Genomic DNA, 23,717 nt, shown 5'->3' with positions numbered 1-23,717 from the left:
AATGGATCTTGAAGAAGGGAGATTATCATGAAGAAAATTTTTTGTATTGCTCTAATATCCGCTTTAGTCGGCCTGATAAGCTGCGGCATGGCATTTGCCGTATCTCTGGATGAAATGAAAACTCCGGCGGAAGCGTCAAATTATACCAAAACTTCATCCAGCAAAGAAGTTCTTGATTTCTGCAACAATGTTGCCAAGCAGAGCGGAGGTCGAATCCGCGTTGAACACATCGGATACTCCCCCATGGGCAAACAGATGATCGTCATGGTCATAGGCAATCCGGCTCCAGCATCGCCAGAAAAGGTCGGAAAGGACAAGGTCGTATGTTATCTCAACAACAATATACATTCCGGTGAAATAGAAGGAAAAGAGGCCTCTCTCATCCTCGCTCGAGAGATCGCTCAGGGAAAGCATGACGATATACTCAAAGACGTAGTCATTATAATCAACCCAAATCACAACCTTGACGGAAACGACATGCTTGGTGAACACAGAATAGATTCCCAGCCCGAACCTAAGCTCGTCGGCTCACGTCTCACGGCGCAAGGTCTCAATCTCAACCGCGACTTTACAAAACTAGAGCAGCCCGAAAACAAGGCCATAATGAAGGTTATGAAAAAATGGCAGCCTTCACTAATACTTGACGCGCACACGACTAACGGATCAAGGATACGCCATGCCGTCACTTATCACTGGTCATATAATGCTAATACGGATAAAGAACTCTCAGACTTTAACTCAAAAGTATTTATCCCTTCCGCGATGGGAAAAGGCTCAATGCTCGACGTTAAGTTTGGCAGAACTGCGCGTCCCTACGGCAACTTTTTCAAGCCTGGAGAAGACTGGTGGATCGACGACCCGAACGGGGGATACTGGTCGAAAACCGCAGATGAGGACCTCCCTAGATACGCCTTCAACTATGTGGGGCTTCGGAAGATGGTTTCCGTTCTGCTTGAATGCTATTCATGGGACCCCTACAAAACACGTGTAGAGACTCAGTACTCCTGTATCTACGGAACTATCTCGGCTCTCTCAAAACATAAGGACGAGGTCAAGAATTTTGTCCAGAAGCTTAACGACAAGGAAACCGGAAGAGAAAAGAACGGCCTTAACGGAGAGATGATCGTGCTCACCACAAGCCGCGACGTGACCGAGATGATCTCGATAGATTCCTACGAATATACCGCGCCATGGGAAGCCGACCTCAGCAAGCCAAAGACATATCAGCTGAAGCACCTCAGCACTTTCACGCCTATTACGCAGAGATACCTCCCTGCCTATTACTTCATTCCTGAAGGATATTTTAATGTTATCAACAATCTCCTGCTTCATGATATAGAGGTTGCGCGTCTGAAAAGCGACGTGAAGGTTACGGTCAACGAGTTTAAGAAATTTGATCACGAAATCGATCCCGCATTCGGTTATTATGAGGGACATACACGACGTCTGCTGACAAGCGGCGATTGGGCGGAATCAGAAAAGAGCATACCAGCGGGTACGTATGTAGTAACCACATCACAGCGCAACGGTAAACTGGCCGGCGTCCTTCTTGAACCCGAATCAAACGACGGCCTCGCCAGCTGGAATTTCTTTGACACTGGCATAAACAAGAAGAAAGCTGCGAGAGTATTCCCAGTAATGAAATCTCTCGCGGACTACGCTGTAATCGACAAAAATAACCTTGAACAGGTGACGGAGACGCCCTTAGACTGGGAAGCTCCTAAAGATGAACCAGCAGACAACGGCGGCGGTTCAAGCGGGTGCAACGCGGCGGCTGCCGGAGCTTTCGCAGCGTTGCTTGTTGCAGCTGGCGGAGTGTTGGTGTTACGCAGAAAGAAATAATAAGACAATATCTCTATAAAATATCCCCGCTGACAGAGTCTCAAGCCAGCGGGGATATTTTTTTATTTACAAGAAAGCTACGCGCGCCTTTGTCTGTTTTTTGATATGAGCCAGCCTGCACCGCCCGCCGCGGCGAAGGTGAGCGCGCTACCGATGAGGCCGGCGGCGGATGTTCCCCTCTCTGTGCCGGCGTAGGCGTAATCGGGCATCAGCGCGGTTTTTGCCTGCACGGCGGACGCTGCGGCAAAAACTGGGCCGCTTGTTTCAAGCGCGGCGGCTCCGGCCGTCTTCTCCATCGCCCATTCTAGGCCGTCTGGGTAGGCGGAGGCAAATAGCGAAAGCGCGCCGCCCGTTATGGCTGTGGCTGCGACAAGCGCCACAAGCACCTTTTTGAACGAAACCGCGGAGACGTCCGATGAAAGCTTGCCGCATTCGAGTATTTCCGGACGCGCCTGCGCAACGAACGACAGTATGGAGGCCGTCACAAGCCCTTCGACTACGCCGATCGCCGCGTGTATCGGCTGCATCAGCAGCGCGAAGGTCGAAAACGGCAGAGCGGTGATGCTGGAGGCGAGCGTTTCAAGGACGACCGCGAAGGCGCCGAGCTGGAGGCCTACGACGACTGAAAGCATCGATGCTACCATTATATTTTTTTTCGTGAGGCCGCGCCTTACTATTGGCGCGAATAATAGCGGGTAGACGAAAAGGCAGGGAATGACTCCCATGTTGAAGATGTTGGCGCCAAGCGCGAGCAGTCCGCCGTCCGCGAAAAAGAGCGCCTGGATCATCAGAACGGCGGCTATCGAAAGCAGCGCCGGCGCGCCGCCGAGCATCGCGGCAAGCAGCACTCCGCCGCCGATATGTCCGCTAGAGCCGGTAGCCGGGATGGTGAAGTTTATCATCTGTGCGGCGAAGACGAAGGCTCCCGTCACAGCCATGAGCGGTATCTTTTGGTCGCAGAGACCTTCCTTTTTTATTTTCGAGACGGACCACGCGACGGCGCCGGCGCTTGCGGCGCACATCACAAGTCCCACCGAGGGCGAAAGAAGAGCGTCAGCCATATGCATTGTACATTACCTCCAAATATAAAAATTGCCATTACAGGCCTCTCCTGCCGGAGATAAAGCGCCTTCATGGCAACCGTTATGTTTTGTTTTTTGGACATCACTTCGCGCTTCGTGCGCGCGCCGCCCTTCGTGGACGGACTTGTTTATTATAACATTTTTATTTCGTCCATGACGCATTCAATGAGGCGTCCCACCGAGAGGTCGGCGACCCCCGCTATTATATTGTTGCAGCAGTTTACCGGGATGAGTATGCGCACAGCACGGCTTTGCGCTACAGCCGCGGCCATCGCGGGCGTTATCTCGCCGAGCAGCGAGTCCGCTATGACGATGGCGGCGGGGCCTATTATCACGTCGGCGTCTCTGCTGCATACGACGACGGAGTTTTCGCCGGTGGCCGCTTTTTGCGCGCCGGCCTTCAGCATGGCGGCGGCCGCTATGCTGTTGGTGCCCACCGCGGTGACGCCGTGTTCGGGAAACCTTGCGCGCAGCGCGGAGACGACCTGTTTTCCTATGCCGCCGCCCTGCCCGTCTATTACAAGTATTTTCATGCGGGCCTCCTGTGTTCGATGTTTATTTTATTCTTATTCCGTCAGGCGTATCTGGTGTATCTTGTCCTCAAAGCCGAAGACGGAGGCGTCTATTTTGTTGACCAGCGCGTCTATCTCCTCCATGTGCGAGAAGCGGTACTGCTCCGGCAGGCGGTTTGCGAAGCGTTTTATCTTAAGCAGCGCCTGAAGGTAGTTGCGCTCGCTCTTTTTGAGCAGCTCTGCACAGGCTATGGCGTCCGGCGCTTCGGACTGAGCGAAAAGCCGCGCGATGGCTATGTTGACCTCGCGCTCCATCTCATCGTTCCAGATGTCGCCCAATATTTTGCGCACCTTCGTACGCTCTTTTTCGTCTTTTATTTGCAAAAGCATCTGCGTTATCTCGCGCAGCGCCTGCTCCACCTCTTTTTTGACGGAGCGGACGGATCTGCGCGGCATTGAGCAGTCCGCTATGACCGACGCCTCGTCGTCAAGCGATATTTCTTTTTTCAGCAGCTTGCCTATGGCGGGAAGCAGCCTTATCTTCGCCTCTTCGCGCGGCTTGTCCAGCGTTTCAAGATATAGTATGGCGGTGTCGTAATCGAAATTTTCACATTTGCTGCGCGGGATGTAGGAGACGTATCCCGTGTCGAAGAAGCCTTTGCGTCCCGCGCGCCCCGCCATCTGGAGAAATTCGTTCTTTGTGAGCGGGCCGTCGATGAATTTCGCCATCTGGCCGAAGACTACAGTCTCCGCGGGGAGGTTGACGCCAAGCGAAAGCGCGTCGGTGCCGGCTACGACGTCGATTATGCGCTCTCGGAAAGCCATCTCGACGAGCAGCTTTTCTTTCGGCAGCATTGAGCCGAAGTACATGCCGACGCCGCGAAGCATCGTTTCGGGGACTTTTTCGACCTCAAGTATCTCCGCTATCTCGCGCAGACGAGCGCGCTTTGGAGCGCCCGCCTTGTGGCGCGTCTTCGCTATCTGCGCCGCTATCCATTCGACGCCCTTTTTTGAAAAGGCGAATACAAGCGCGTCGCGTATCTGTGAAAAGCGCAGGCCGCGCTGGCGGAATACGAGCTTTGTTGAGCGGTGCTCCGTCTCAAAGAGTATAAATTCGCGGCGCGCCATCTCCTCAAGGTAATCGCGCACACGGTCGGGGTTGCCGAAGGTGGCTGACATGACAAGTATCCGGCTTGCGTCGGAGGTGCGGCGCAGACCGTCTATATAGGCGCGGGCGCGCTCCGGGTCGTTGAAAATGAAGTGAAATTCATCGACGATAACCTTCTGCCCGGGGATGTGCGCGTATTTCAACGTGTATATCTCCTGCGTGCAGCAGAGCACTTCGGCTCCGGCGTTCTTTTTGAAGTCGCCGGTTTCAAGCCCTACGTCGAAGCCCATAGATTTTAAATCAAGGTAGCGCTCGTTTGAGAGCGCCTTTATCGGCGCGGTGAAGATGACGCGTCCCTCGGGCAAAAGAGGCGTGCCGTCTGGCGCCATGAGGCCGGCCCATATATAGGCCACCCATGTCTTTCCGCTGCCGGTGGGCGCGGATAAGATGGCGTTTTTACCGTCGATTGCGGCGAGCGCCTTTTCCTGCCATTTATAGAGCATTAAATTTTGATCCTGAGGACGGGCAGAATACGTTCCGGCATTCCATCCGTCGCTTCCTCTCCTATTTTTTCAGCTCCCATGTGCCGATAGAACTCCTCGGCGTTCGGGTCCGATATTATATACATTTCTTCGTAGCCCATCGTCTCCGCCATCTCGCAGGCGTGACAAAGCAGCGTGCCGCCAAGCCCCGTGCCTATCTCATCGGGAAGCACCCACAGATGCTCCAGCCATACTTTTCCGTCCTTCTCCTCAAGCGCGTAGAAACCGACCTTTTCATCGCTCTCCTCGTGCTCTATAAGGTAGGAGGGGTTGTGCTCGATGAAATCCTGATCTACGGTGAGCAGATCCCTGAATTTGTTCATGACCTCCACGGGATAATCCCAGTAGGCCTTAGACTTCCATGCTATATCCGACAGTTCCTCGGCCTCTTCAGGCTTGGCGGGACGTATTCGAACATCATCGTCATACATTATGCCATCGTTCTCCTTATGCAGTACTTACTCCCATTCTACCATAACAGGCGTTTTGTAAATAACATTTACTGCCGCGCAAAAGATAGGCATTTTAGGCACAAGGGCCGGCCAGCCTTTTTATCAGCGAGACAAGAAGATGCGGCAGCACTTCCAGCGAGTAGCGCAGATGCAGCCGCTCCTCTTTTTTATGCGGAGACTCGCCGCTTGGCCCCATGTTTATGACCGGCAGCCCCAGCGCCTGCATCTCGGGCAGCGGTATCGAGTAGAGGTCGCCCCAGCCCGGGACGTTCTCGGCGTAGGCCGCGACATCTTCGTCTGAGAGCTTCGCGCCGACGTAGCTCAAGTCACAGAGCCCCGCAAAAAATTCCACCTCGCGCATTTCGAGGCCGTATTTTTCAAGACACTCGCGTTCCACCGAGCGCACGGCCGCTATAGCCGCCGCGTCGCGCGGGTCGTCCGTAAGCGTCGTGCGCACGGGCAGCCACGGCGGCAGGAAAAAGCAGACTATATACGGAGGCACAGCGCCGGAGCGTTCCGCGATGAACTCCGCAAGTTTTATGCCTCGCTGTCTCATGTCGCCATTTGGAAGTTCATCCGTGAATTTTTTAAGCTCCGTGTAAAAACCGTCGCCAAGACGCGCCGCAGCCATCGTCTTCAGCTCGCCCAGCGTGTAGACGGAGTTCTTCGGCGGAACGAACGCAGAGCCGGCGTATCCCGAAGCAAGCAGAGCGCGGTAGGAGGCCGTCATCTGCTGCGAGGTCTGGTCTATGGCGTAGGCCGCGGCGTATCTCATCTGCGCCGTGACGTCAGCCGGGCTTTCTGATGCGGTGAAACAGTTGAAATAGGCGTAGGCGCGGTCCGGCACCGTAACGCTGTAAAAATCGCGCATCGAGCGCATATCGAGACATATCCACGACGGCTGACAGCGGCCGTGCAGCGGGTCTGCCAAATGCGGGCTGCCCTCGGCCCAGCAGACGAGGCGCGAGGCGGCAAGCAGCGCAGAAAAGCCGTCGTAACAATTTCCTACGTGGGCGTCGCGGCCTCTGATGTAAAAGGCTGGCATCAGCTTGCCCAGCGTGCCCAAGAATACCATCGGACCTACCGCGCCGGACTGCCCCGCCTCTCCCGGCTCCGTGTTGACGGCGGCAATGAATTCCAGCCCCTCTTTTTGCATCTCAGAGAGCGCGGGAAGCAGGCCGCGCATTCCGGCCGAGGCGTTCTCTTCGTCGCCGACCAGCGCCATGACCAGATTTACGTCAAAGAGCGATTCGTCCTTCGCGAAACTTTCAATGAGCGCCGTCTCTATAGCCGCGCCGCACTTCATATCCATCGTGCCGCGCCCGTAGAGCGTCTCATCGTCAGCTTTAAAAATTTCGGCAAGCCGTTCCGTGTCAAAGGCGGCATCCGCGTTCTCGCCGTAGCAGGCGACGTCCACCACATCGTAATGGCCTATCAAAAGCACCGTGCGCCGCGTCTTCTTTGCCGCGTCTACACGCGCCGTGAGCGATTTGAGCCGGTGCTGAGAGCCTTCAAGCGGCGTATCTATAAGTTTCAGAAAATCTGGATGTTCTTTAAAATAGGAGAGCGCGGAAAGGCGCGCATACAGCCATTCTCCCGGCGCGCTTTCGCACGCGCTCTCAGTGACGCTGGGAATGGCGACAAGTTCCTTGATAAGTTTCAAAAGTTCTTCTCTGTCCATAAAAACCGCCTCCGTTTGTGGTAAATGATAGCACAATAGAGTCTGAGGTTTTTGAAAAAATTTACAAATGCCGCACGTCTGCCAGATGGCGCCAATGCTAGAAATCCCCGCTTGACATTGCGGCGCGAAACGGTAACACTTTAAACAGTGTTACCGGAAAGGATGTTAGTTATTTCATGGCAAAACCATTTATAAAACCGATAATCACCCCGCAGGAAGCCGCCGCATTCGTAAAGCCCGGCGCTTCGCTCATGGTGGGCGGATTCAACTTCGGCGGCGCGCCCTACACCGTACTTGAGGCGCTCGCCTCCTCCGACGCCTATGATATAGACCTTATCTGCGTCGACACCAGCTATTACGAGACAAAGGTAAAAGGCCCGGTAGGAGTGGCCGCGCTCGTCGTAAACGGACAGCTGCGCTCGCTGACAGCCTCGCACATCGGCCTCAACAAACGCACGCAGCAGCTATACACGACGGGCGAGCTGAAAATAGAACTGATCCCGATGGGGACCTTCGTCGAACGCATCCGCGCGGGCGGCGCGGGACTTGGAGGCGTGCTTACGCCGACGGGGATAGAGACCGTATATGAAGAGGGGCGCGAAACGATAGAGCTCGACGGCGCGCGGTACATAATAGAGAGGCCGCTCAAAGCGGACGTTGCGCTCATCCGCGCCTACAAGGCCGACGCCGCCGGCAACCTGATATACTGCGGCACAAACAGAAACTTCAACCCGACAATGGCCACGGCGGCAAAAAAAGTCATCGTAGAGGTGGACGAAGTGCTGCCGCTTGGCGGCATCGCGCCGGAACACGTCGTGACGCCGGGAATTTTTATTGACGCCCTCGTGCTGAAAGGAGACGGCGAATATGCTTCCAGAACGTAGCGAAGAAGAGGCGCGCATGCGCATCGCAAAAAAACTTGCGGAAGACCTTGAAGACGGCGCGCTCGTCAATCTTGGCATAGGCATACCGCAGCTCGTGCCCGACTACGTGCCCGAAGGGGTGCGGCTCATTCTGCAAACGGAAAACGGAGTGATAAACGCGGGGCCGACAAAGGACAAACACGACCTCCGCACCATCGACGCTGGCGGCGCGCCGATATCCGTGCTTGCGGGCGGCGCGATAATCGGCGCAGACCTTAGCTTTTCGATAATGCGCGGCGGCCATATCGATGTGACGATACTGGGCGCGCTTCAAGTGGACGCCGAGGGCAGCCTCGCGAACTGGATGATCCCAAAGGTGCGAGTGCCCGGCATGGGCGGCGCGATGGACATCGTAACGGGCGCGAAGAAGGTGTACGCAGCCACACGCCATTTTGACAAAAACGGCCGGAGCAAGCTGGTCAACAAATGCACTCTGCCCCTTACTGGGCGCGGCGTCGTAAACATGATAGTGACAGAATACTGCGTCGTTGAATGTATCTACGGCCGCATGGTGCTGACGGAGCTGGCCGCCGACTGCCCGATGCAGGAGCTGCTGGACAAAACTGAGATGAAGCTCGACGTGAGCGCGAGGCTCGTAAGATACCAGTAGCGGCGCTGCCGTTAACGCGTAGATTTGCCATTAACTTTTTTGGACAAAAGACTATGATCGCCTTAAAAATATAGAACAATATTTATCAGAGGTGATAAAAATGTCGATAACAGCAGGAATAATGCTCCCGCACCCCCCGCTCATAGTGCCGGCTGTGGGACGCGGCGAGGAAAGCAAAATAACGGCTACGGCAAAAGCCTGTGAAAAAGCGGCCGCGTTCGTCGCGCAGCAGGCGCCGAAGAGGGTGATAATCACCTCGCCGCACGCCACGGCCTACGCGGACTACTTCCACATATCGCCCGGCGGCGGGGCCTCCGGCAGCTTCGCCCAGTTCGGCGCGCCAAATGCCGCCTTCCGCGCGGATTACGACCGCGAGTTCACGAAGGCGCTCTCGGCCGCAGCTGAGCGCGAGGGATTTCCCGCGGGCACGCTCGGCGAACGCGACAAAAAACTGGACCACGCGACGATGGTCCCGCTATATTTTCTTGAAAAAACGATGGACCTCTCGCAGACAAAATTTGTGCGCATCGGGCTTTCGGGCCTCACGGCGCAGGAACATTACCGGCTTGGCATACTCATAAAAGAGACGGCGGAAAAGCTCGGCGGAAACACCGTCTTCATCGCAAGCGGAGATCTTTCGCACAGGCTTTCCGCTGACGGCCCCTACGGCTACAACGAAGCGGGGCCGAAATACGACGCGCGCATCATGGACGTGATGGGGCGCGGCGCCTTCGGAGAGCTTTTTGATTTCTCCGAAGAGGAGTGTGAAGAGGCGGGAGAGTGCGGACAGCGCTCGTTCGTAATAATGGCGGGCGCTTTCGACGGGCGCGACGTAAAGGCCGAAAAACTTTCTTACGAGGGGCCGTTCGGCGTAGGCTACGGCGTCTGCACCTTCACCGCCGGCGCGAACGACGAAAGCCGCCGCTTTCTCGCGCTGTACGAAGAAAACGAGGCGCGGCGCACATCGGACCTTCGCAAAAACGAAGACCAGTTCGTGCGGCTTGCGCGCGCCTCAATAGAGTCATACGTAAAAAACGGCACGAAACTTTCCGAACCCTCCGGCCTTCCTCCAGAACTGACGAAACGACGCGCCGGCGTCTTTGTATCGCTCAAAAAAGAGGGACGGCTGCGCGGCTGCATCGGAACGACATCGCCAACACAAAGCTCCGTCGCGCGGGAGATAATCCAGAACGCAATAAGCGCCGCGACGCAGGACCCGCGCTTTGAGCCGGTGCGCCCCGACGAGCTGGAAAAAATCACCTGCTCCGTAGACGTTCTCGGCCCCACGGAGCCTATAGCCTCAGAGTCGGAGCTTGACGTAAAAAAATTTGGCGTCATCGTGACGCGCGGCGCAAGACGGGGGCTGCTTCTGCCAAACCTGGAGGGCGTCGGCAGCGTGCGTCAGCAGATAGAAATAGCGAAACAAAAGGCCGGCATCCGCCCCGACGAAACGGTAAGCCTTGAAAGATTTGAGGTGGTGCGCCATTACTAACGATACCGCGATAAGCTGCCCATACTGCTTCCACCACTGCCAGCTAAAAGAGGGGCAAAGCGGCCTCTGCCACGCGCGCGCCAACCACGGCGCAAGAAGCGTCAGCCTCAGCTACGGCCGCGTGGCGTCGGTGGCGCTCGACCCAATAGAAAAAAAGCCGCTTGCGCGTTTTTGCCCCGGCTCCATGATACTCTCCGTCGGCACATTCGGATGCAACCTCAACTGCCCCTTCTGCCAGAACTACGAACTGGCTGGCGCGGGCCCTGATACGCTCGTCACGGAGGAGCTGCCTCCGGCGCGTCTTGCGGAGCTTGCGTACAGCTTAAGAGAACGGAACAACATCGGCGTCGCCTACACCTACAACGAGCCGATGGTGGGCTGGGAATACGTGCGCGACTGCGCAAAAGAGGTGCGCGCCCTCGGAATGAAAAACGTCGTCGTCACCAACGGCTCCGTAACGGAGGCGGCGCTTGCCCCGGTGCTGCCCTTCATAGACGCGTGGAACATCGACCTCAAAGGCTTCACGGAAGACTACTACAAATGGCTTGGCGGGGACCTTGAAACGGTGAAACGCTTCATCACGGCCGCCGCGGCCAACGCTCACGTAGAGCTTACGACGCTCATAGTGCCAGGAAAAAACGACGCAGAAGAGGAGATGCGCCGCATGGCGGAGTGGATAGCCTCAGTAGATGAAAACATACCACTGCACATAACGAGATTCTTCCCGCGAAGACTTGTCACAGACCGCGCCGCCACATCTGCGCAAACGCTGCGCGAACTTGCAGAGACGGCAAAAGAAAAACTAAAGACGGTGATCATCGGCAACGTGTAGGCGCCGCCTTGAGTATCGCGGCAAAGCCTCCCATCTATACAAAACCCCTCCCGCTGGGCCTGCGCCGGCGGGAGGGGTTTTAAGGGAAAGGGGCTTGCACCGCCTTTTTAGGAAGAGAAGCTTTATGCAAATGGCCTATGCGGCCTTTACCACTTTCTGAACGTCCTTGGCCGCATCTTCAAGCCAGACGTCTTTGACCGACATTACAAGCGCGAAAACAAAACTTCCAGCGGCCGTAACGGCTGTAAGCGCTATCATCAAAAATTCTCCGAATCCCATCATGATCACAACCTCCTTAGAATGTCTAAATTAAAACTTTCAGAACGGCCGTTCTTGATGGGTTTATAATATCAGCACGCTTAAGATTAGTAAAACGACAAGATATAATGCGTGACATGAATTATTTTCATGCCGCGCGGCAAAAATTTTGGCCCTCCAAAATGGAAGGCCATGTCTTTTCCTAGGGAGTGGAAAATTATTTCAGCAACCCGCTTTGTGGGCCTGGGCGGCCGGAATCTTTACAACGTCTGGTTCGCTCCAGATCGTAACTTTCAGCATGTAGAATGTAAACAGGACAGACGCAAGTGCCGTTATGCTCATCGTCGCTATTAGAATAAATTCCCCTATCGGCATGATACTTACCCCCTTCAACCCGTCGCTCTTATGTTTCTTTAAAGTATCGCCAGTATATGCAACGGCAAATTAAAAGTAAAACGAAATATTTATATATATGCCAATTTCACAGTAGTTTTGCTTAGATGAAAAAAGCTGACTGTCAGCGGCTTTGTTAAGACACGTCGAAATTTATCTCTCCATATATGCGGTAAATCAATATGAGAGGGCGGCGCGGCCGACGGGAGCCTTTATATGACATCTTTGTCTAAATATTTACAATAGTCATACATGTCACGAAACTATTCTGACATCGTTTTTGGGAGTGTTCAGCGAAAGGCCGTGCTCTTTGAATAAATTTATTATGCTGAGCCGCAGGGCGCTTTTTATGATGCTTTCAAAGGTCACTTTGATGTCGATGAAAAATCTGGCTTTGATGACGATCCTTCCGTCTCCAGCGTCGGAATATAGGATGCGGAAGGGCGGCTGTTTCAAAACGCTTTTGTTGTCTTCGAGCACGCGTTTTATGAGAAGAAGGGCAAGTTCGATGTCAGCGTCATACGAGACGGGGATGTTCAGCTCCGTGCGCATGACGGTGCTGTCGAGCGTGAGGTTCAGCACGGAGCTTTCAAGCACGCGGCTGTTCGGTATTATCATGTGTTTCGTCTCTTCGCAGAGCAGTACGGTGTTTTGCAGCGTTATTTCGTGTACTACGCCCTGCACGTCGCCTATTATCACCTCGTCGCCGATGCGCAGCTTTTTCTGGAAGAGCAACAGAAGCCCGCTCAGCGTATCTCCCATTATTTTCTGGGTGCCGAGACCTATGGCGATGGCGACGGCGCCCCCCATGAAGGCGAAGGCGGTGAGAGGGATGTGAAGCATCCAGAGGGTGAGCAGGAACGAGACGGCCACACCGAAATAAAAGACGAGGTTTTGTACGAGCAGCGCGCTGTGGCGGCTCATGGAACGCGATTTTTTAAGATGTATTTTGAGCAGCTTCACGAAAAGCAGCGTGACGCAGAGGCTAACGGCGAAAATCAAGGCGGCGAGCGCAATCTTCTCCACGGTGATTGGATAGTCTCCGACGTTCCATAGCTCGTAGTCGAGCATTGAGGAGATATTTTCGCCCCATGTGTCCGTTATGTCTTCCTTTGCGCTGCCTTCTCCCAGTATCCTGGCCGTCTCTTCTTTGAGCGTTTCGTAATGGCTGCGCATCGCGCCAAGCATGACGATGTAGGAGAGATAACGCTCCTTGCGCGCCTCTAGGTTCTCCATAAAGAGGTCGCGCTCTCTGGCCTCTTTGGAAAAGGGCGCTATATCACCGTCGCCAAAGCGATTTTGCACTTCGTCCTCGGCAGAACGTATTTTTTGCATCTCTTTGTTCGCATATTCAAGAGCGTTCTGCGCCTGGCTCGTCTGCTCCTCTATCCTCGCTTTTACCGCGCGCTGCTCCTGTGCGGTAAGTTTTTCGGTGAACATTTCGCCCATTGAACGCCAGACGAGCCTCATGGCGGCCCATTCCTCGGCAAGGTCCAGCACAAAGAGCAGTTCTCTTTCCACCAGGGTCTGTTCGGTCAGTATGCTGTAGCGCAGAAACGGAGAGGGCCGCTCCGCGTAGCGTCTCGTTTCGCTTAGTTCGTTGAATTTATGTGAAAGCATCTCGGTGATGTTGTGGATGTTCCTCATTTTGCCAAAGGCTATCGAGTCGAGATACTCAAAGGTCTCATTGTCCATTTTGATATTGGCGCGTATGTTCTTCAGGATGGGGGCGAGCATGTCTATCTTTTCTTTCATCTCGGCGCCGCGCGACTCCGAAATTTTCATGGCCAGCTCGTAGAAGGTATGGTCTGCCACGCTGCGTTCGAGCTTCGCCTTGATGACAAGCAGCTCAAAGTTGTATTTTATTCTGTTTTCAGAAGAAAGCAGCGTTTTTTCACGGCAGCGGCGATAGGCGCGCTCTGCATCTTTTCTTTCTTCGCTGAGCTGCTGTACGTGTTTTTGCCCGCTTACGAACGCCTCGCGGTTTTCCATGAATTTTTCGGTGCAGGTCGCCATGTCGTTTGCTACGCCAAGGTAGAATGAGAAGGTGTAGGGCGGTTTTTTTGCGGCGAGTTCGTTTATTTCGGCGTCGTCAAGTACGAAGGTGCTTTTCGCGTCTCCGCGTTTTTGGAGGAAGTATAGGCTGTAGTAAGTGTCTACCAGCCATTCAAGCTCGTACTCGTAGGCGAGCACGTCCGACATTTTTACGTCATACTGACGTGCAAGGCCGTCTTCTACTTCGCGCATTTTTCGCAGGCCGTCTTCTATTTCGCGCGCGCGTTTCAGGGGTTCCGTCTGGTAGCGCGCAATCTCGTCGTTCAAGTCGTCAAGCGAACCTGTGGCTGTGGCGGCGTGCGGGAAGATCAAAAGAAATGGTATCAATATCATTGCGAAAATAAATTTTTTAAAGGCCGCCGAACGCATTTGTATCCCTCCGTATCAAGGTCGATATATAATATCATTATATAGTAAAGGGCGGATAAATGATTTATTTCAACATCAGTTTTTATGAAGGAGGCGCGCAGATGGAGATCAGAAAATACGAGGTCATCATAAAAGCGGCGGAGTGCAAAAACCTCACCCGGGCGGGCGAGGCCTTCGGCTACACTCAGTCCGGCGTCAGCCACATGATACGCGGCGTCGAGGAGGAATTCGGCTTTCGCCTCTTCCTGCGCGTGCGCGACGGAGTGCGGCTTTCGCCGGAGGGCGAGCGCGTGCTGCCGTGCCTTCGGGAGATGGCGAAATGGAACGAGCAGCTTGGGCAGACGGTAAGCTCCATAAACGGGCTCATCTGCGGCACGCTGCGCATTGGCGCATTCACGAGCATTTCATTTTACTGGCTGCCGAAGATAATAAAACGCTTCCAGCGAGATTTCCCGAATATAAAAATAGAGATAACGGAGGGCGGCATAGGCCAGTTGGAGGCGGCGCTTGAGGACGGGGCGGTCGACCTCGCCTTTATGAGCGTGCAGCCGGAACGCGGGTACGACCGGCACATTTTGAAAAAGGACGCCTTTCTTGCCATTCTTCCGTTCGGCCACCCGATGGCCGCGGCGGAGGCTTTTCCGCTTGAAGCCTTCAACGGCGCTGATTTTATACTGCTTACGCGCGGCTTTGACTACGACACAAACAGAATACTTCAAAAATATTCTCTGTCTCCGAATATAAAATTCACCTCGCACGACGACCACACGGCCTTCTCGATGGTGGAAAACGGCCTTGGGATAAGCATCCTGCCGGAGCTTGTCATGCAGGCGTACAGGGGCCGCGCTGCGATGCTGCCTCTTGCCCCGGCCATCCATCGAGACCTCGCGCTCTGCGTCCGCTCCTTTGAAGAGGCATCCCCCGCCTCCCGGCGTTTCATAGAATACACAAAAAAGATGGTGGCGCCTGACGGCTCGGTGCGGGAAGAATAAAAATAAAATTTAATTTTTATCTTAAAGGAGCAGCCCCGCGGCACAGTATGCCAGAAGCAGCGCCATCACGGCGTTGAGCTGTTTTTGATGATGGCGGAAGAAGCGGTCGAAGACCTCTCCGCAAAGTGCCCATGTTATGTTGGAGGAGGAGCCTATGACAGCCAGAAGCACGGCGAAGGCAACGACGGTCGCCGTATCTTTGAAGGCGGGCATGACAAACGACGTAAGCGATGTGACGCCGTAAAGCATTATCTTCACATTTACAAACTCAAGCATAAATCCCGTGATAAAGCGGCATTCTGTGGGCTTCGCTTCTTTATGCGTCTCTTTTCCCGTATCTTTCCATATATGCCACGCAAGCCAGAGGATGTAGGCTGCGCCTATCCATTTCATGACAGGCAAAACCTTGGGGACGACGGCGGCAAGCGCTACACTGAAATAGGCGCAAAGGAGCATGACTATGACAAAGCCGGTGAAGATGCCGCCAAGCAGCGGGAGCGTCCGTTTGAAACCGTACTTGCCCGCCGCCGACATCGAAAGTATGTTGTTCGGGCCGGGAGTGTAGGCGCAGATAAGGACATAGGCTAAAAAGGCGGTAACATTGAATTTTTCCATCTGCAAGCTTGCGCCTCCCTCAGGCTGGCTCTCGGAGAAATGAGTCCGCGCGCGGGACCCCGTTTGCGGGGCGCCGCGCGCGGTTTTTATTTGTTTTTTATTTCAGCGACAAAAAGAGGTCGTAGGCATCTTTTGCCGACGCGCCGTCGTGTACCACGGCGCGCACTGCGGCAAGCATGGCCGCCGGGTTTTCGGACTGGAAGATGTTGCGTCCCATGTCCACGCCAGCTGCGCCGTCGCGGATGGCGTTGCAGGCCATTTGGAGCGCCTCTAGCTCCGGCGTTTTTTTGCCGCCGGCTATGACGATCGGCACGGGACAGGCCGCCGTAACCTCTTCAAACCCCTCGCAGTAGTAGGTTTTTATTATCTGCGCGCCAAGCTCCGCCAAGATGCGCGTCGCAAGCTGGAAGTAGCGCTTTGTGCGCTCCATCTCCTTGCCGACCGCCGTCACTCCCATTACGGGGATGTCGTAGCGGTTGCCTGCGTCTATAGTGTCGCAGAGGTTTTTCAGGCTGCCTACTTCGTTTGCGGAGCCTACGAAGGTCTGCACCACCATGCAGGAGGCGTTGAGGCGTATCGCGTCCTCAACGTTTACGCCCACATGTCCGTAGCTTAGGTCCTCGTGCAGGACGCTGGTGTCTGTCGTGCAGCGCAGCGCTATCGCTTTGCCGCAGTCAGGGGGGACGCAGGTCTTTATCGCGCCGCGCGTCGCCATCAGAACGTCCGCGTATTGAGCAAGAGGCGGGATGGCGAGGTCCAGACGTTCAAGCCCGGCGGTCGGCCCCATGATGTAGCCGTGGTCGAAGGCAAGCATGACGGTGCGTCCGCTCTTTGGGTCGAAGATGCGCGAGAGGCGGTCTTTCATGCCCCATCCGCAGTGTTCGGCTCCCTTTACGTAAAAACTCGCCTGCTTTACCGGCCGGTCGAGGCCGTAGTCGTGCGCCATTATGTTTCCTATTTTATCTACCATTTTCGTACTCCTGTTTTTTTCGTCAATCGTTCGCGGCTTTCGCAAAGGCCTTGAATATTATTGATACTGAGACCGAACCCGGGTCGGGGACGCCGAGCGCCTCTTCTCCCATGTATTTCGCGCGCCCGAAGGTGGCGACATAGTCCATCGTCTTCATGCAGCCCTCGTGCGCCGCAAGCCTCGCCGCCTCAAGCGCCGCCGCTATGTCCGTTCCGGGGAACTCAGCGAAGGTCTGCACCGCCGGGGTCAGCGCGTCAACAAGCGTCTTTGCGCCAAGCGGAGCCTTTGAGAATTTCAAAAGCCTCGCCTCGCCGCTTTTTAAGGCGCAGGCAAGTTCGTCCTTTGTAAGCTCCGACGCGCCGTCGGGCGTCGCGCGCCCCATGCCGGAGAAGAGCGAGCCAAAGAGCGGCACTGTGGCGCCGCCGCCCATGTTCAGCACCGCCGCGCCTATCGCGGAAAGCAGGCCTTTGAAGTCGCGGCCTTCGTAACCGGCCGCCGTCTCTTTTACCTGCTCCATCACCTTCACCATAGTGGTGCCGTGGTCGCCGTCGCCTATTTTGCAGTCAAGCTCCGTCAGCTCGTCCTTTGCCGCGGAGATGGCGGAGGCCGCCTCTTCGAGCATTTTGACGAAACGCGCGTATTCCAGTTTTTCCATCATCAACACTTCATCCCGGCGCTTACCGCACCGTGTAGTAGGGCGTATTGCAGGGGGCCTGCCAGTATTTGAGCATCTCGTCGTCCATGCGCGCCACGAAGAGCTGGAAGCCTGCGGCCTCCTGAACGGTGAGCACCTCTCCCGCGTAAGACGCGACTACCTTGATGCCTTTGCCCTTCAGATATTCACAGCAGTCTTTGAATACGATGAGCTGCTCCATCAGCGTCGTAGCGCCGGAGCCGTTTACGATGAGCATCACCTCTTCGCCGCTTTTGAGGCCGAGGTCGTCGATAAGCTCCTGCGTCATTATCTCCGCAGTCTCCTTCGCGCTCTTCATCGTCATGCGTCCGCCGCCGCCTTCGCCGTGCTGTCCCATGCCGATTTCCATGTCGTCGTCGGAGAAGTGTGATATTTCCGCGCCGTTTGCCGGATGGGTCGCGCCGCGGCAGGCTACCGCTATCGTGGCCATGTTGTCTGCAAACTTCTGAGCCACCGCGCGCACCTCTTCAAGCTCCTTGCCCAAGAGGGCCGCGCCGCCCGCAATTTTCGCAAGAGGCACGCATCCGACGAGCCCGCGGCGGTTTGCGCCGTCGGAACGCGGAGCGTTTGAGATGTCTTCCTGCGTCGTGACGCGCGCCACTTTGAGGCCGGCGTCTTCTACCTGCTCCATCGTCATCTCTGCGGTCATCATGTCGCCCGCGTGGTTGAGCACGATAAAGAGCGCTCCCTTCGGCTGCGAGGCGAGCGAAAGCGCCTCAAAGCAGGCGGCGGGGCCAGGCGCGGCAAATACGTCGCCCACCACGGAGATGTCAAACATCCCGTCGCCTACGAAGCCAGCAAGCGCCGGTTCGTGGCCGGCGCCGCCCAGCGTCACGATATGCACGCGGTCGGCCTTGTCGAGATTTTTGTTGACGACCAGATTGTTCTTGCGCACTTCGACTTTGTGCGGGAAGGCCAGTTCCAGCCCGGAAAGTGTTTCTTTTACCAGTGTATCTGAGTTGTTTATGAATTTTTTCATCGCCATAAGAATTACCTCCTGTATATCAATCGCACTGCATCAGTTCAAAGAGCACGCCGTCGCGCCACGCGAAGGCTATTTTCGTATGCGCGTCGACAGGCGTCGCCGGCAGAACTATCTTTTCGCATCTCGAAAGCTCGTCTTCAAGGTCCTCCACTTTGTACGCCACGTGAGGATATTTTTTTAGATCCTCCGGCATCTGCGAATCCGCCTCAAAACGAAGGCACTCGTACTGATAGGGGTGATCCTTCGGGTCTGTGAGAAAGAGTTTCATCTCCGGGGAATAAACCTCGTTGGGCTGCGGCTCCGTTACCGGCACGCCCAGATGCATATATTGCGCCATGTGTAAGCCCTCCTTAAATATTATTAATACTTCGATACCTGTCACAATATTGTAGCATAGCGGGGCGGCCTGCGATATAATCGAAGCGCGGCAATAATTTATAACAGACGAGATGATGCCATGAGGAAGACAATTTTTCTGCTGCTTGCGGCTCTCGCAATGACGGCGGCTCTTTCCGGCGTCTGCGAAGCGGCGGTGCGGCGCGTTACGCGCGAGCTGCCGTTCACCGATACGAAAAGCGCGGACGTAGTTACGAAAAACGTAGAAGGCGTGCTGGACCGCGACTTTGAACTTGTGCTCGACGCCAACCCGACGACCGGCGCAATCTGGACCGAGGTGGGCGCGATGCCCCCGGGCCTTTCGCTCGTTTCAGTGACCTATCTGCCGCCCACTTACCCGAACGACAAAGACGGCGCGGGCGGTCTGGAAAAAAGGATATACCGCGCCACGGCAAGCGGCCGTTCGCGCTTTTACCTGCAATACGGCAAACCGTCGGAGCCTCCGACCGTCTGCCTCATCGTAGCGGTAAACATCAAGGTAAATTAAAGCAAGACCCCGGCGCTTGACGCGAAGTCCGGGGCCTTGCTTTTATATCGTCACTATGGAAGAGCCGGCGCCTTACAGCCTCGCGCCCTCTTTAGTGGCTTCGTTCAGCTCGTTGTTGGTGAGCTTCGCCAGCTCCTGCACCTTGTTGAAGCAGACGCCCATCGCCTTTGAGAGGCGCTCGCCGTATTCCGGGTCGGCGAGGAAACAGTGAACCGCGTGGCGGTATTTGATGTTGTCTGTCACTGGCGCTATGTTGCGCGCGGTGTTGTCGATAAGTATCGCGCGCTTTTCTTCAGTCATCAGGCGGTAGAGCTCGCCGGCCTGACGGAAGTTGTCGTCGGTCGGGTCGTCTTTCGGGTCGAATCTCCACGCGGCGCCTTCAAGATCAAGCGGCGGCTCGGCAAATTCAGGCTGCGCGGCCCATTCGCCCATCGAGTTCGGTGAATAGCCCTTCGTCGCGCCGTAGTTGCCGTCCGTCCTCATCATGCCGTCGCGGTGATAGCTGTGCACTTCGCACTTAGCGCGGTTGACGGGGATCTGGTCGTGGTTGACTCCAAGGCGGTAACGGTGCGCGTCGCCGTAGGCAAAAAGACGTCCCTGCAGGAATTTGTCGGGCGAGAAACCGATGCCGGGCACGACGTGCGCAGGCGTGAAGGCCGACTGTTCCACCTCGGCGAAATAATTTTCAGGGTTGCGGTCAAGCTCTAGCACTCCCACTTCGATGAGCGGGAACTCTTTATGACGCCAGCACTTTGTGATGTCGAACGGATTTTCGTAATGATTTTTGGCCTGCTCTTCGGTCATCACCTGGATGTACATCGTCCAGCGCGGGAAATCTCCCTTTTCGATGGACTCAAAGAGGTCGCGCTGATGGCTTTCGCGGTCGTTGGCTATGACCGCCGCCGCCTCGGCGTCGCTCAGGCATTTGATGCCCTGCTGCGTCTTGAAATGGAACTTCACCCAGACGCGTTTGTTCTCCGCGTCGTACATGCTGAAGGTGTGTTCGCCGAAGAAGTCCATGTGACGGTAGGAGAGCGGAAGCCCGCGGTCTGACATGGTTATCGTCACCTGATGCGTCGTCTCCGGCAGCATCGTCCAGAAGTCCCAGTTGTTCTGCGCAGAACGCATGTTGGTCTTCGGGTCGCGCTTGACCGCGCGGTTAAGGTCTGAGAAATTATGGACGTCGCGGATGAAGAATACGGGGGTGTTGTTGCCTACGAGGTCCCAGTTGCCCTCTTCCGTGTAGAACTTGACTGCGACGCCGCGAATGTCACGCTCCGCGTCGGCCGCGCCGCGTTCTCCGGCGACCGTTGAGAAGCGAACGAAGAGTTCCGTCTCCTTGCCGATCTTTTCAAAAAGCTTGGCTTTTGTGTACTTTGTGATGTCGTGCGTCACGGTAAGTTTTCCGTAGGCGCCGCTGCCCTTCGCGTGCATCCGGCGTTCCGGGATCACTTCGCGGTTGAAGTGCGCCATCTTCTCCATGAGCCATACGTCCTGCATGAGGACAGGCCCGCGCGGCCCCGCGGTCATTGAGTTTTCATTGTCTGATACGGGCGCGCCAACTTCGTTAGTAAGTTTCTTGTTCTTGTTTTCGTCCATTTATAAGTACCCCCTTCTTGGTGCAGTTACTTGCTGATTATCATGACGAGGCCTTTGTCCGTAGCCTTAAATGGTTTAAGAGACGCTGTAGTAATGTTTCCTCCGTGTACAGCACCTACGCCATATAGGCCGCCGCCTTCCGCCGCTGATTCAAGTGATTTTTTTACGGCGTCGCTCACGGCGGTGAGCTGAGCTACAGCGAACACTCCGCCGTCCGGTAATTTCATGGCCCCTATCCAGTAGCCGTCGCCTACCGGGTCCACGTCAAAATATTTTCCCGGCAGCACCGACGTGTCGCCGGAGGCATCCTTGTTCACATACTTGTCTACATCATAAATCCATAACGGCCAGCTGCCGTAGTCAGCCTTGTACATTACAGCCGCCGCCTTCATTGTGCGTGTATCTGAAATTATCCTCGTCGCCGTCGCCTTGTCCGTTGCGGCGCCCGCCGACAGCATCATCATGCCGGCAAGTATGCCAATAATGATTATGACTATCAATAACTCAACGAGGGTAAACGCCCTTCTGCGGGATTTAAAGTTTCTCTTTGCCATTTTAGGCCTCCTTTTGGTAAAACATTGATAACAACATTAAGGACATTATAATCTTTCTAGTTTATAAAGCAAGAAATTTCAAAAAAATCCCGAAAGCAAATTTTAGCTTTCGGGACCGTTGATATTGCTTTTTTGTTTTTATGCCGCGTTCTGGCTAGATAGCGTAGGCCTCGGGATCCTCCTGCGGCTCCTGTCCGATGTTCACGAAGTTCTCGCGCGCAAACTTGTTTGGCAGGAAATCTTTCGCGACCTGCGGGAAGAGGATGTAGCTCAAGATGTCCTCCGGCTGCGTCGCCCACATGCCGATCTCTTTCGTCGCCTGTTCGATCTCCGGCGCTATCTTCTCGCCGGGACGGCAGGTGATCGGCTCTTCTTCGCCGAGCACGAGCTTCTGTATCTCTGGGTCGACGGGCGCGGGCGTCTTTCCGTAATAGCCGCGGAAATACTGACGCACTTCGTTTGGCACCATCTTCCAGCGTTTGCCTGAGATGACGTTCATCGCGGCCTGCGTGCCGACTATCTGGCTTGTCGGGGTCACGAGCGGCGGATAGCCCATCTCTTTGCGCACGCGCGGCACCTCTTCCATCACCTCTTTGAACTTGTTGAGGCATCCGCCCTCTTTGAGCTGGCTCTGGAGGTTGGAATACATGCCGCCCGGTATCTGGTAGAGCAGGATGTTGATGTTGACGCCGCTTACGCCCATGATTATGTCTTTATATTTGTCGTGCAGCATCTGGTAGTGGTTGGCTACCGGCAGCAACTTTTCGAGCGAGAGGCCCGTGTCGAGCGGCCCTCCTGCAAGAGCAGCCACCATCGTTTCTGTGGCGGGCTGGCTGGTGCCCATCGCAAAGGGCGAGATGGCGCAGTCTATTACGTCAGCTCCAGCTTCGAGGCCGGCCATGTAGCTCATTGCCGCCATGCCGCTGGTGTAGTGGCTGTGGAGCTGGACGGGGAGGTTTACCTTGCTCTTGATGGCTTTGACCAGTGAGGCTGCGGCGACGGGCGAAAGAAGCCCCGCCATGTCCTTTATCGCTATGGAGTCCGCGCCCATGTCGGCCATCTCCTGAGCCTGCTTCGCAAAGAGGTCGAGGGTGTGGACGGGCGAGATGGTGTAGGAGATCGTCATCTGGAGCTCGCCGCCCTCTTTTTTGACGGCCTCAGCCGCGATGGACATGTTGCGGAGGTCGTTGAGAGCGTCAAAGACGCGAACGATGTCGATGCCGTTTCCGATGGCGCGCTTTACGAACTCGCGCACCACTTCGTCGGAATAGTGGCGGTAGCCGACGATGTTCTGTCCGCGAAGGAGCATCTGCGTCTTTGTGTTCTTAAGACGTTTTTTGATCTGGCGCAGCCTTTCCCACGGGTCTTCGTTGAGAAAACGCATCGCTGAGTCGAAGGTCGCTCCGCCCCACATCTCAATAGCGTGGTAGCCGACTTCGTCCATAGCTTCGCAGATAGGGAGCATGTCGTCGGTGCGAAGACGCGTCGCCATTATCGACTGGTGCGCGTCGCGGAAGGCGGTCTCCATGATGCCGACGCGCGCCTTTTTCTTCGGCGCTTCGGGCTTTTTGGCCTCGGTGACGGTCACCTGCTGTTTGGGCATACTTTCCGACGCGCGCGCGGCTTTTGCCGCCGGGCGCTGCTCAGACTTTGAGGCGCCGGCCTCAGAGCTTTTCGTGATCTTCGTCGCGATTACGTTTCCGCAGCTGTCTTTGATCTCTTGCTTGATTTCAATTTCGGACATTTTTAAACTTAATCCTCCATCTGCATAGCGGCCATGTGTTTGTAGTAGCGCCACTTGTCTTTTAGTGTTTTTTTCTCTTCTTCAAGCAGCAGCGCCGCCTCTTCGGGGGCCGCGGCTTTAAGGCTCTTGTATCTTACTTCGCTGTAGATGTAGTCTTCAAGCGGCAGGGTGGGCTCTTTGCTGTCTATGACGAGGGGGTTTTTGCCCTGGGCCGCCAGGTCCGGGTTGTATCTGAGGAGCACCCAGTGGCCGGATTCTACGGCTTTTTTCTGCTGCTCAAGTCCTTTTACCATGTCTATGCCGTGCGCTATGCAGTGGCTGTAGGCGATGATGAGGGAGGGGCCGTCGTAGGCTTCGGCTTCTTTGAATACTTTTATGGTCTGGGCGTCGTTTGCGCCAAGCGCTACGCGCCCTACGTAGACGTTGCCGTAGCTTATGGCCATGAGGGCCAAATCTTTTTTGCCCATTTTTTTGCCGGCGGCTGCGAATTTGGCGACGGCGCCGCGCGGGGTGGATTTGGAGGCCTGGCC

Annotated in this window: 24 protein-coding genes; 7 read left to right on the top strand and 17 right to left on the bottom strand. The window is 55.4% G+C overall.

Features of this window, described 5'->3' with window-relative positions:
• Nucleotides 1–27 precede the first annotated feature (27 nt).
• Nucleotides 28–1,842 carry a M14 family metallopeptidase gene (locus RRY12_05335; protein MEG2184078.1) on the top strand — a complete coding sequence of 605 codons (1,815 nt, stop codon included), beginning with the start codon at nucleotides 28–30 and terminating at the stop codon, nucleotides 1,840–1,842.
• A gap of 77 nt (nucleotides 1,843–1,919) precedes the next feature.
• Here RRY12_05335 and RRY12_05330 read toward each other — a convergent pair whose 3' ends face one another.
• From RRY12_05330 to RRY12_05310, 5 genes are all read right to left on the bottom strand, one after another.
• The gene (locus RRY12_05330; protein ID MEG2184077.1) at nucleotides 1,920–2,909 is read right to left on the bottom strand and encodes an energy-coupling factor ABC transporter permease; all 990 of its coding nucleotides are present in this window, start codon (nucleotides 2,907–2,909) and stop codon (nucleotides 1,920–1,922) included.
• Between the two features lie 146 nt (nucleotides 2,910–3,055).
• Nucleotides 3,056–3,457, bottom strand: a complete 402-nt coding sequence (locus tag RRY12_05325) for a DUF3842 family protein (protein MEG2184076.1) — start codon at nucleotides 3,455–3,457, stop codon at nucleotides 3,056–3,058.
• Between the two features lie 33 nt (nucleotides 3,458–3,490).
• Nucleotides 3,491–5,047 (bottom strand): DEAD/DEAH box helicase, encoded by a 1,557-nt coding sequence (locus RRY12_05320; protein ID MEG2184075.1) that lies wholly within the window; start codon nucleotides 5,045–5,047, stop codon nucleotides 3,491–3,493.
• A complete protein-coding gene (locus tag RRY12_05315) occupies nucleotides 5,047–5,517 on the bottom strand; it encodes a GNAT family N-acetyltransferase (protein ID MEG2184074.1) in 471 nt (156 codons plus the stop codon). Before RRY12_05315 ends, RRY12_05320 begins: the two co-directional genes overlap by 1 nt.
• Before the next feature lie 94 nt (nucleotides 5,518–5,611).
• A complete protein-coding gene (locus RRY12_05310) occupies nucleotides 5,612–7,219 on the bottom strand; it encodes a M20/M25/M40 family metallo-hydrolase (GenBank protein MEG2184073.1) in 1,608 nt (535 codons plus the stop codon).
• Nucleotides 7,220–7,395: 176 nt separating this feature from the next.
• Between RRY12_05310 and RRY12_05305 the strand changes: the two genes are divergently transcribed.
• The 4 genes from RRY12_05305 (at nucleotide 7,396) to amrS (ending at nucleotide 11,076) form a co-directional block, all read left to right on the top strand.
• On the top strand, nucleotides 7,396–8,103 hold the full coding sequence (locus RRY12_05305) for a 3-oxoacid CoA-transferase subunit A (protein ID MEG2184072.1): 708 nt from the start codon (nucleotides 7,396–7,398) through the stop codon (nucleotides 8,101–8,103).
• Complete coding sequence (locus RRY12_05300; protein ID MEG2184071.1) at nucleotides 8,087–8,752, top strand: 3-oxoacid CoA-transferase subunit B; 666 nt, start codon at nucleotides 8,087–8,089, stop codon at nucleotides 8,750–8,752. The genes RRY12_05305 and RRY12_05300 overlap by 17 nt, the downstream gene beginning before the upstream one ends.
• Before the next feature lie 100 nt (nucleotides 8,753–8,852).
• A complete protein-coding gene (gene amrA, locus RRY12_05295; protein ID MEG2184070.1) occupies nucleotides 8,853–10,244 on the top strand; it encodes an AmmeMemoRadiSam system protein A in 1,392 nt (463 codons plus the stop codon).
• Nucleotides 10,213–11,076, top strand: a complete 864-nt coding sequence (gene amrS / locus RRY12_05290; GenBank protein ID MEG2184069.1) for an AmmeMemoRadiSam system radical SAM enzyme — start codon at nucleotides 10,213–10,215, stop codon at nucleotides 11,074–11,076. Before amrA ends, amrS begins: the two co-directional genes overlap by 32 nt.
• Before the next feature lie 135 nt (nucleotides 11,077–11,211).
• On the opposite strand, the gene RRY12_05285 is transcribed toward amrS, so the two are convergent.
• The 3 genes from RRY12_05285 to RRY12_05275 all read right to left on the bottom strand — a co-directional run bounded on the left by RRY12_05285 (nucleotide 11,212) and on the right by RRY12_05275 (nucleotide 14,151).
• A complete protein-coding gene (locus RRY12_05285) occupies nucleotides 11,212–11,358 on the bottom strand; it encodes a hypothetical protein (protein MEG2184068.1) in 147 nt (48 codons plus the stop codon).
• A 198-nt stretch (nucleotides 11,359–11,556) separates the two neighbouring features.
• Nucleotides 11,557–11,709 (bottom strand): hypothetical protein, encoded by a 153-nt coding sequence (locus tag RRY12_05280; GenBank protein MEG2184067.1) that lies wholly within the window; start codon nucleotides 11,707–11,709, stop codon nucleotides 11,557–11,559.
• Between the two features lie 273 nt (nucleotides 11,710–11,982).
• Nucleotides 11,983–14,151 (bottom strand): mechanosensitive ion channel, encoded by a 2,169-nt coding sequence (locus RRY12_05275; GenBank protein ID MEG2184066.1) that lies wholly within the window; start codon nucleotides 14,149–14,151, stop codon nucleotides 11,983–11,985.
• A 101-nt stretch (nucleotides 14,152–14,252) separates the two neighbouring features.
• Here RRY12_05275 and RRY12_05270 point away from each other — a divergent pair, with 101 nt between their 5' ends.
• Nucleotides 14,253–15,143, top strand: a complete 891-nt coding sequence (locus tag RRY12_05270) for a LysR family transcriptional regulator (GenBank protein ID MEG2184065.1) — start codon at nucleotides 14,253–14,255, stop codon at nucleotides 15,141–15,143.
• 21 nt (nucleotides 15,144–15,164) lie between these two features.
• On the opposite strand, the gene eamB is transcribed toward RRY12_05270, so the two are convergent.
• From eamB to RRY12_05245, 5 genes are all read right to left on the bottom strand, one after another.
• Nucleotides 15,165–15,758 carry a cysteine/O-acetylserine transporter gene (eamB, locus tag RRY12_05265; protein MEG2184064.1) on the bottom strand — a complete coding sequence of 198 codons (594 nt, stop codon included), beginning with the start codon at nucleotides 15,756–15,758 and terminating at the stop codon, nucleotides 15,165–15,167.
• Between the two features lie 97 nt (nucleotides 15,759–15,855).
• Nucleotides 15,856–16,728, bottom strand: a complete 873-nt coding sequence (gene lsrF / locus RRY12_05260; GenBank protein ID MEG2184063.1) for a 3-hydroxy-5-phosphonooxypentane-2,4-dione thiolase — start codon at nucleotides 16,726–16,728, stop codon at nucleotides 15,856–15,858.
• A 22-nt stretch (nucleotides 16,729–16,750) separates the two neighbouring features.
• Nucleotides 16,751–17,386, bottom strand: coding sequence for a dihydroxyacetone kinase subunit DhaL (gene dhaL, locus RRY12_05255; protein ID MEG2184062.1), 636 nt, complete (start codon nucleotides 17,384–17,386; stop codon nucleotides 16,751–16,753).
• Between the two features lie 19 nt (nucleotides 17,387–17,405).
• A complete protein-coding gene (locus tag RRY12_05250) occupies nucleotides 17,406–18,407 on the bottom strand; it encodes a dihydroxyacetone kinase subunit DhaK (protein MEG2184061.1) in 1,002 nt (333 codons plus the stop codon).
• A gap of 19 nt (nucleotides 18,408–18,426) precedes the next feature.
• Nucleotides 18,427–18,744, bottom strand: a complete 318-nt coding sequence (locus RRY12_05245; GenBank protein MEG2184060.1) for a hypothetical protein — start codon at nucleotides 18,742–18,744, stop codon at nucleotides 18,427–18,429.
• 120 nt (nucleotides 18,745–18,864) lie between these two features.
• Here RRY12_05245 and RRY12_05240 point away from each other — a divergent pair, with 120 nt between their 5' ends.
• Nucleotides 18,865–19,290 (top strand): protease inhibitor I42 family protein, encoded by a 426-nt coding sequence (locus RRY12_05240; protein ID MEG2184059.1) that lies wholly within the window; start codon nucleotides 18,865–18,867, stop codon nucleotides 19,288–19,290.
• 72 nt (nucleotides 19,291–19,362) lie between these two features.
• Here the strand turns inward: RRY12_05240 and RRY12_05235 are convergent, their stop codons facing one another.
• From RRY12_05235 to RRY12_05220, 4 genes are all read right to left on the bottom strand, one after another.
• The gene (locus RRY12_05235) at nucleotides 19,363–20,889 is read right to left on the bottom strand and encodes a catalase (protein ID MEG2184058.1); all 1,527 of its coding nucleotides are present in this window, start codon (nucleotides 20,887–20,889) and stop codon (nucleotides 19,363–19,365) included.
• Between the two features lie 26 nt (nucleotides 20,890–20,915).
• A complete protein-coding gene (locus RRY12_05230; GenBank protein ID MEG2184057.1) occupies nucleotides 20,916–21,443 on the bottom strand; it encodes a prepilin-type N-terminal cleavage/methylation domain-containing protein in 528 nt (175 codons plus the stop codon).
• A 154-nt stretch (nucleotides 21,444–21,597) separates the two neighbouring features.
• Entirely contained in the window at nucleotides 21,598–23,187 is a 1,590-nt protein-coding gene (locus RRY12_05225; protein MEG2184056.1) for a pyruvate carboxylase subunit B, read from the bottom strand.
• 8 nt (nucleotides 23,188–23,195) lie between these two features.
• The coding region (locus RRY12_05220; protein ID MEG2184055.1) for a pyruvate:ferredoxin (flavodoxin) oxidoreductase at nucleotides 23,196–23,717 on the bottom strand (522 nt) is incomplete at its 5' end.

Source organism: Cloacibacillus sp., from assembly GCA_036655895.1.
Taxonomy (GTDB): Bacteria; Synergistota; Synergistia; order Synergistales; family Synergistaceae; genus JAVVPF01.
The sequence above is the reverse complement of the archived record's forward strand: the minus strand, read 5'-3'. Positions and strand labels throughout refer to the sequence as shown.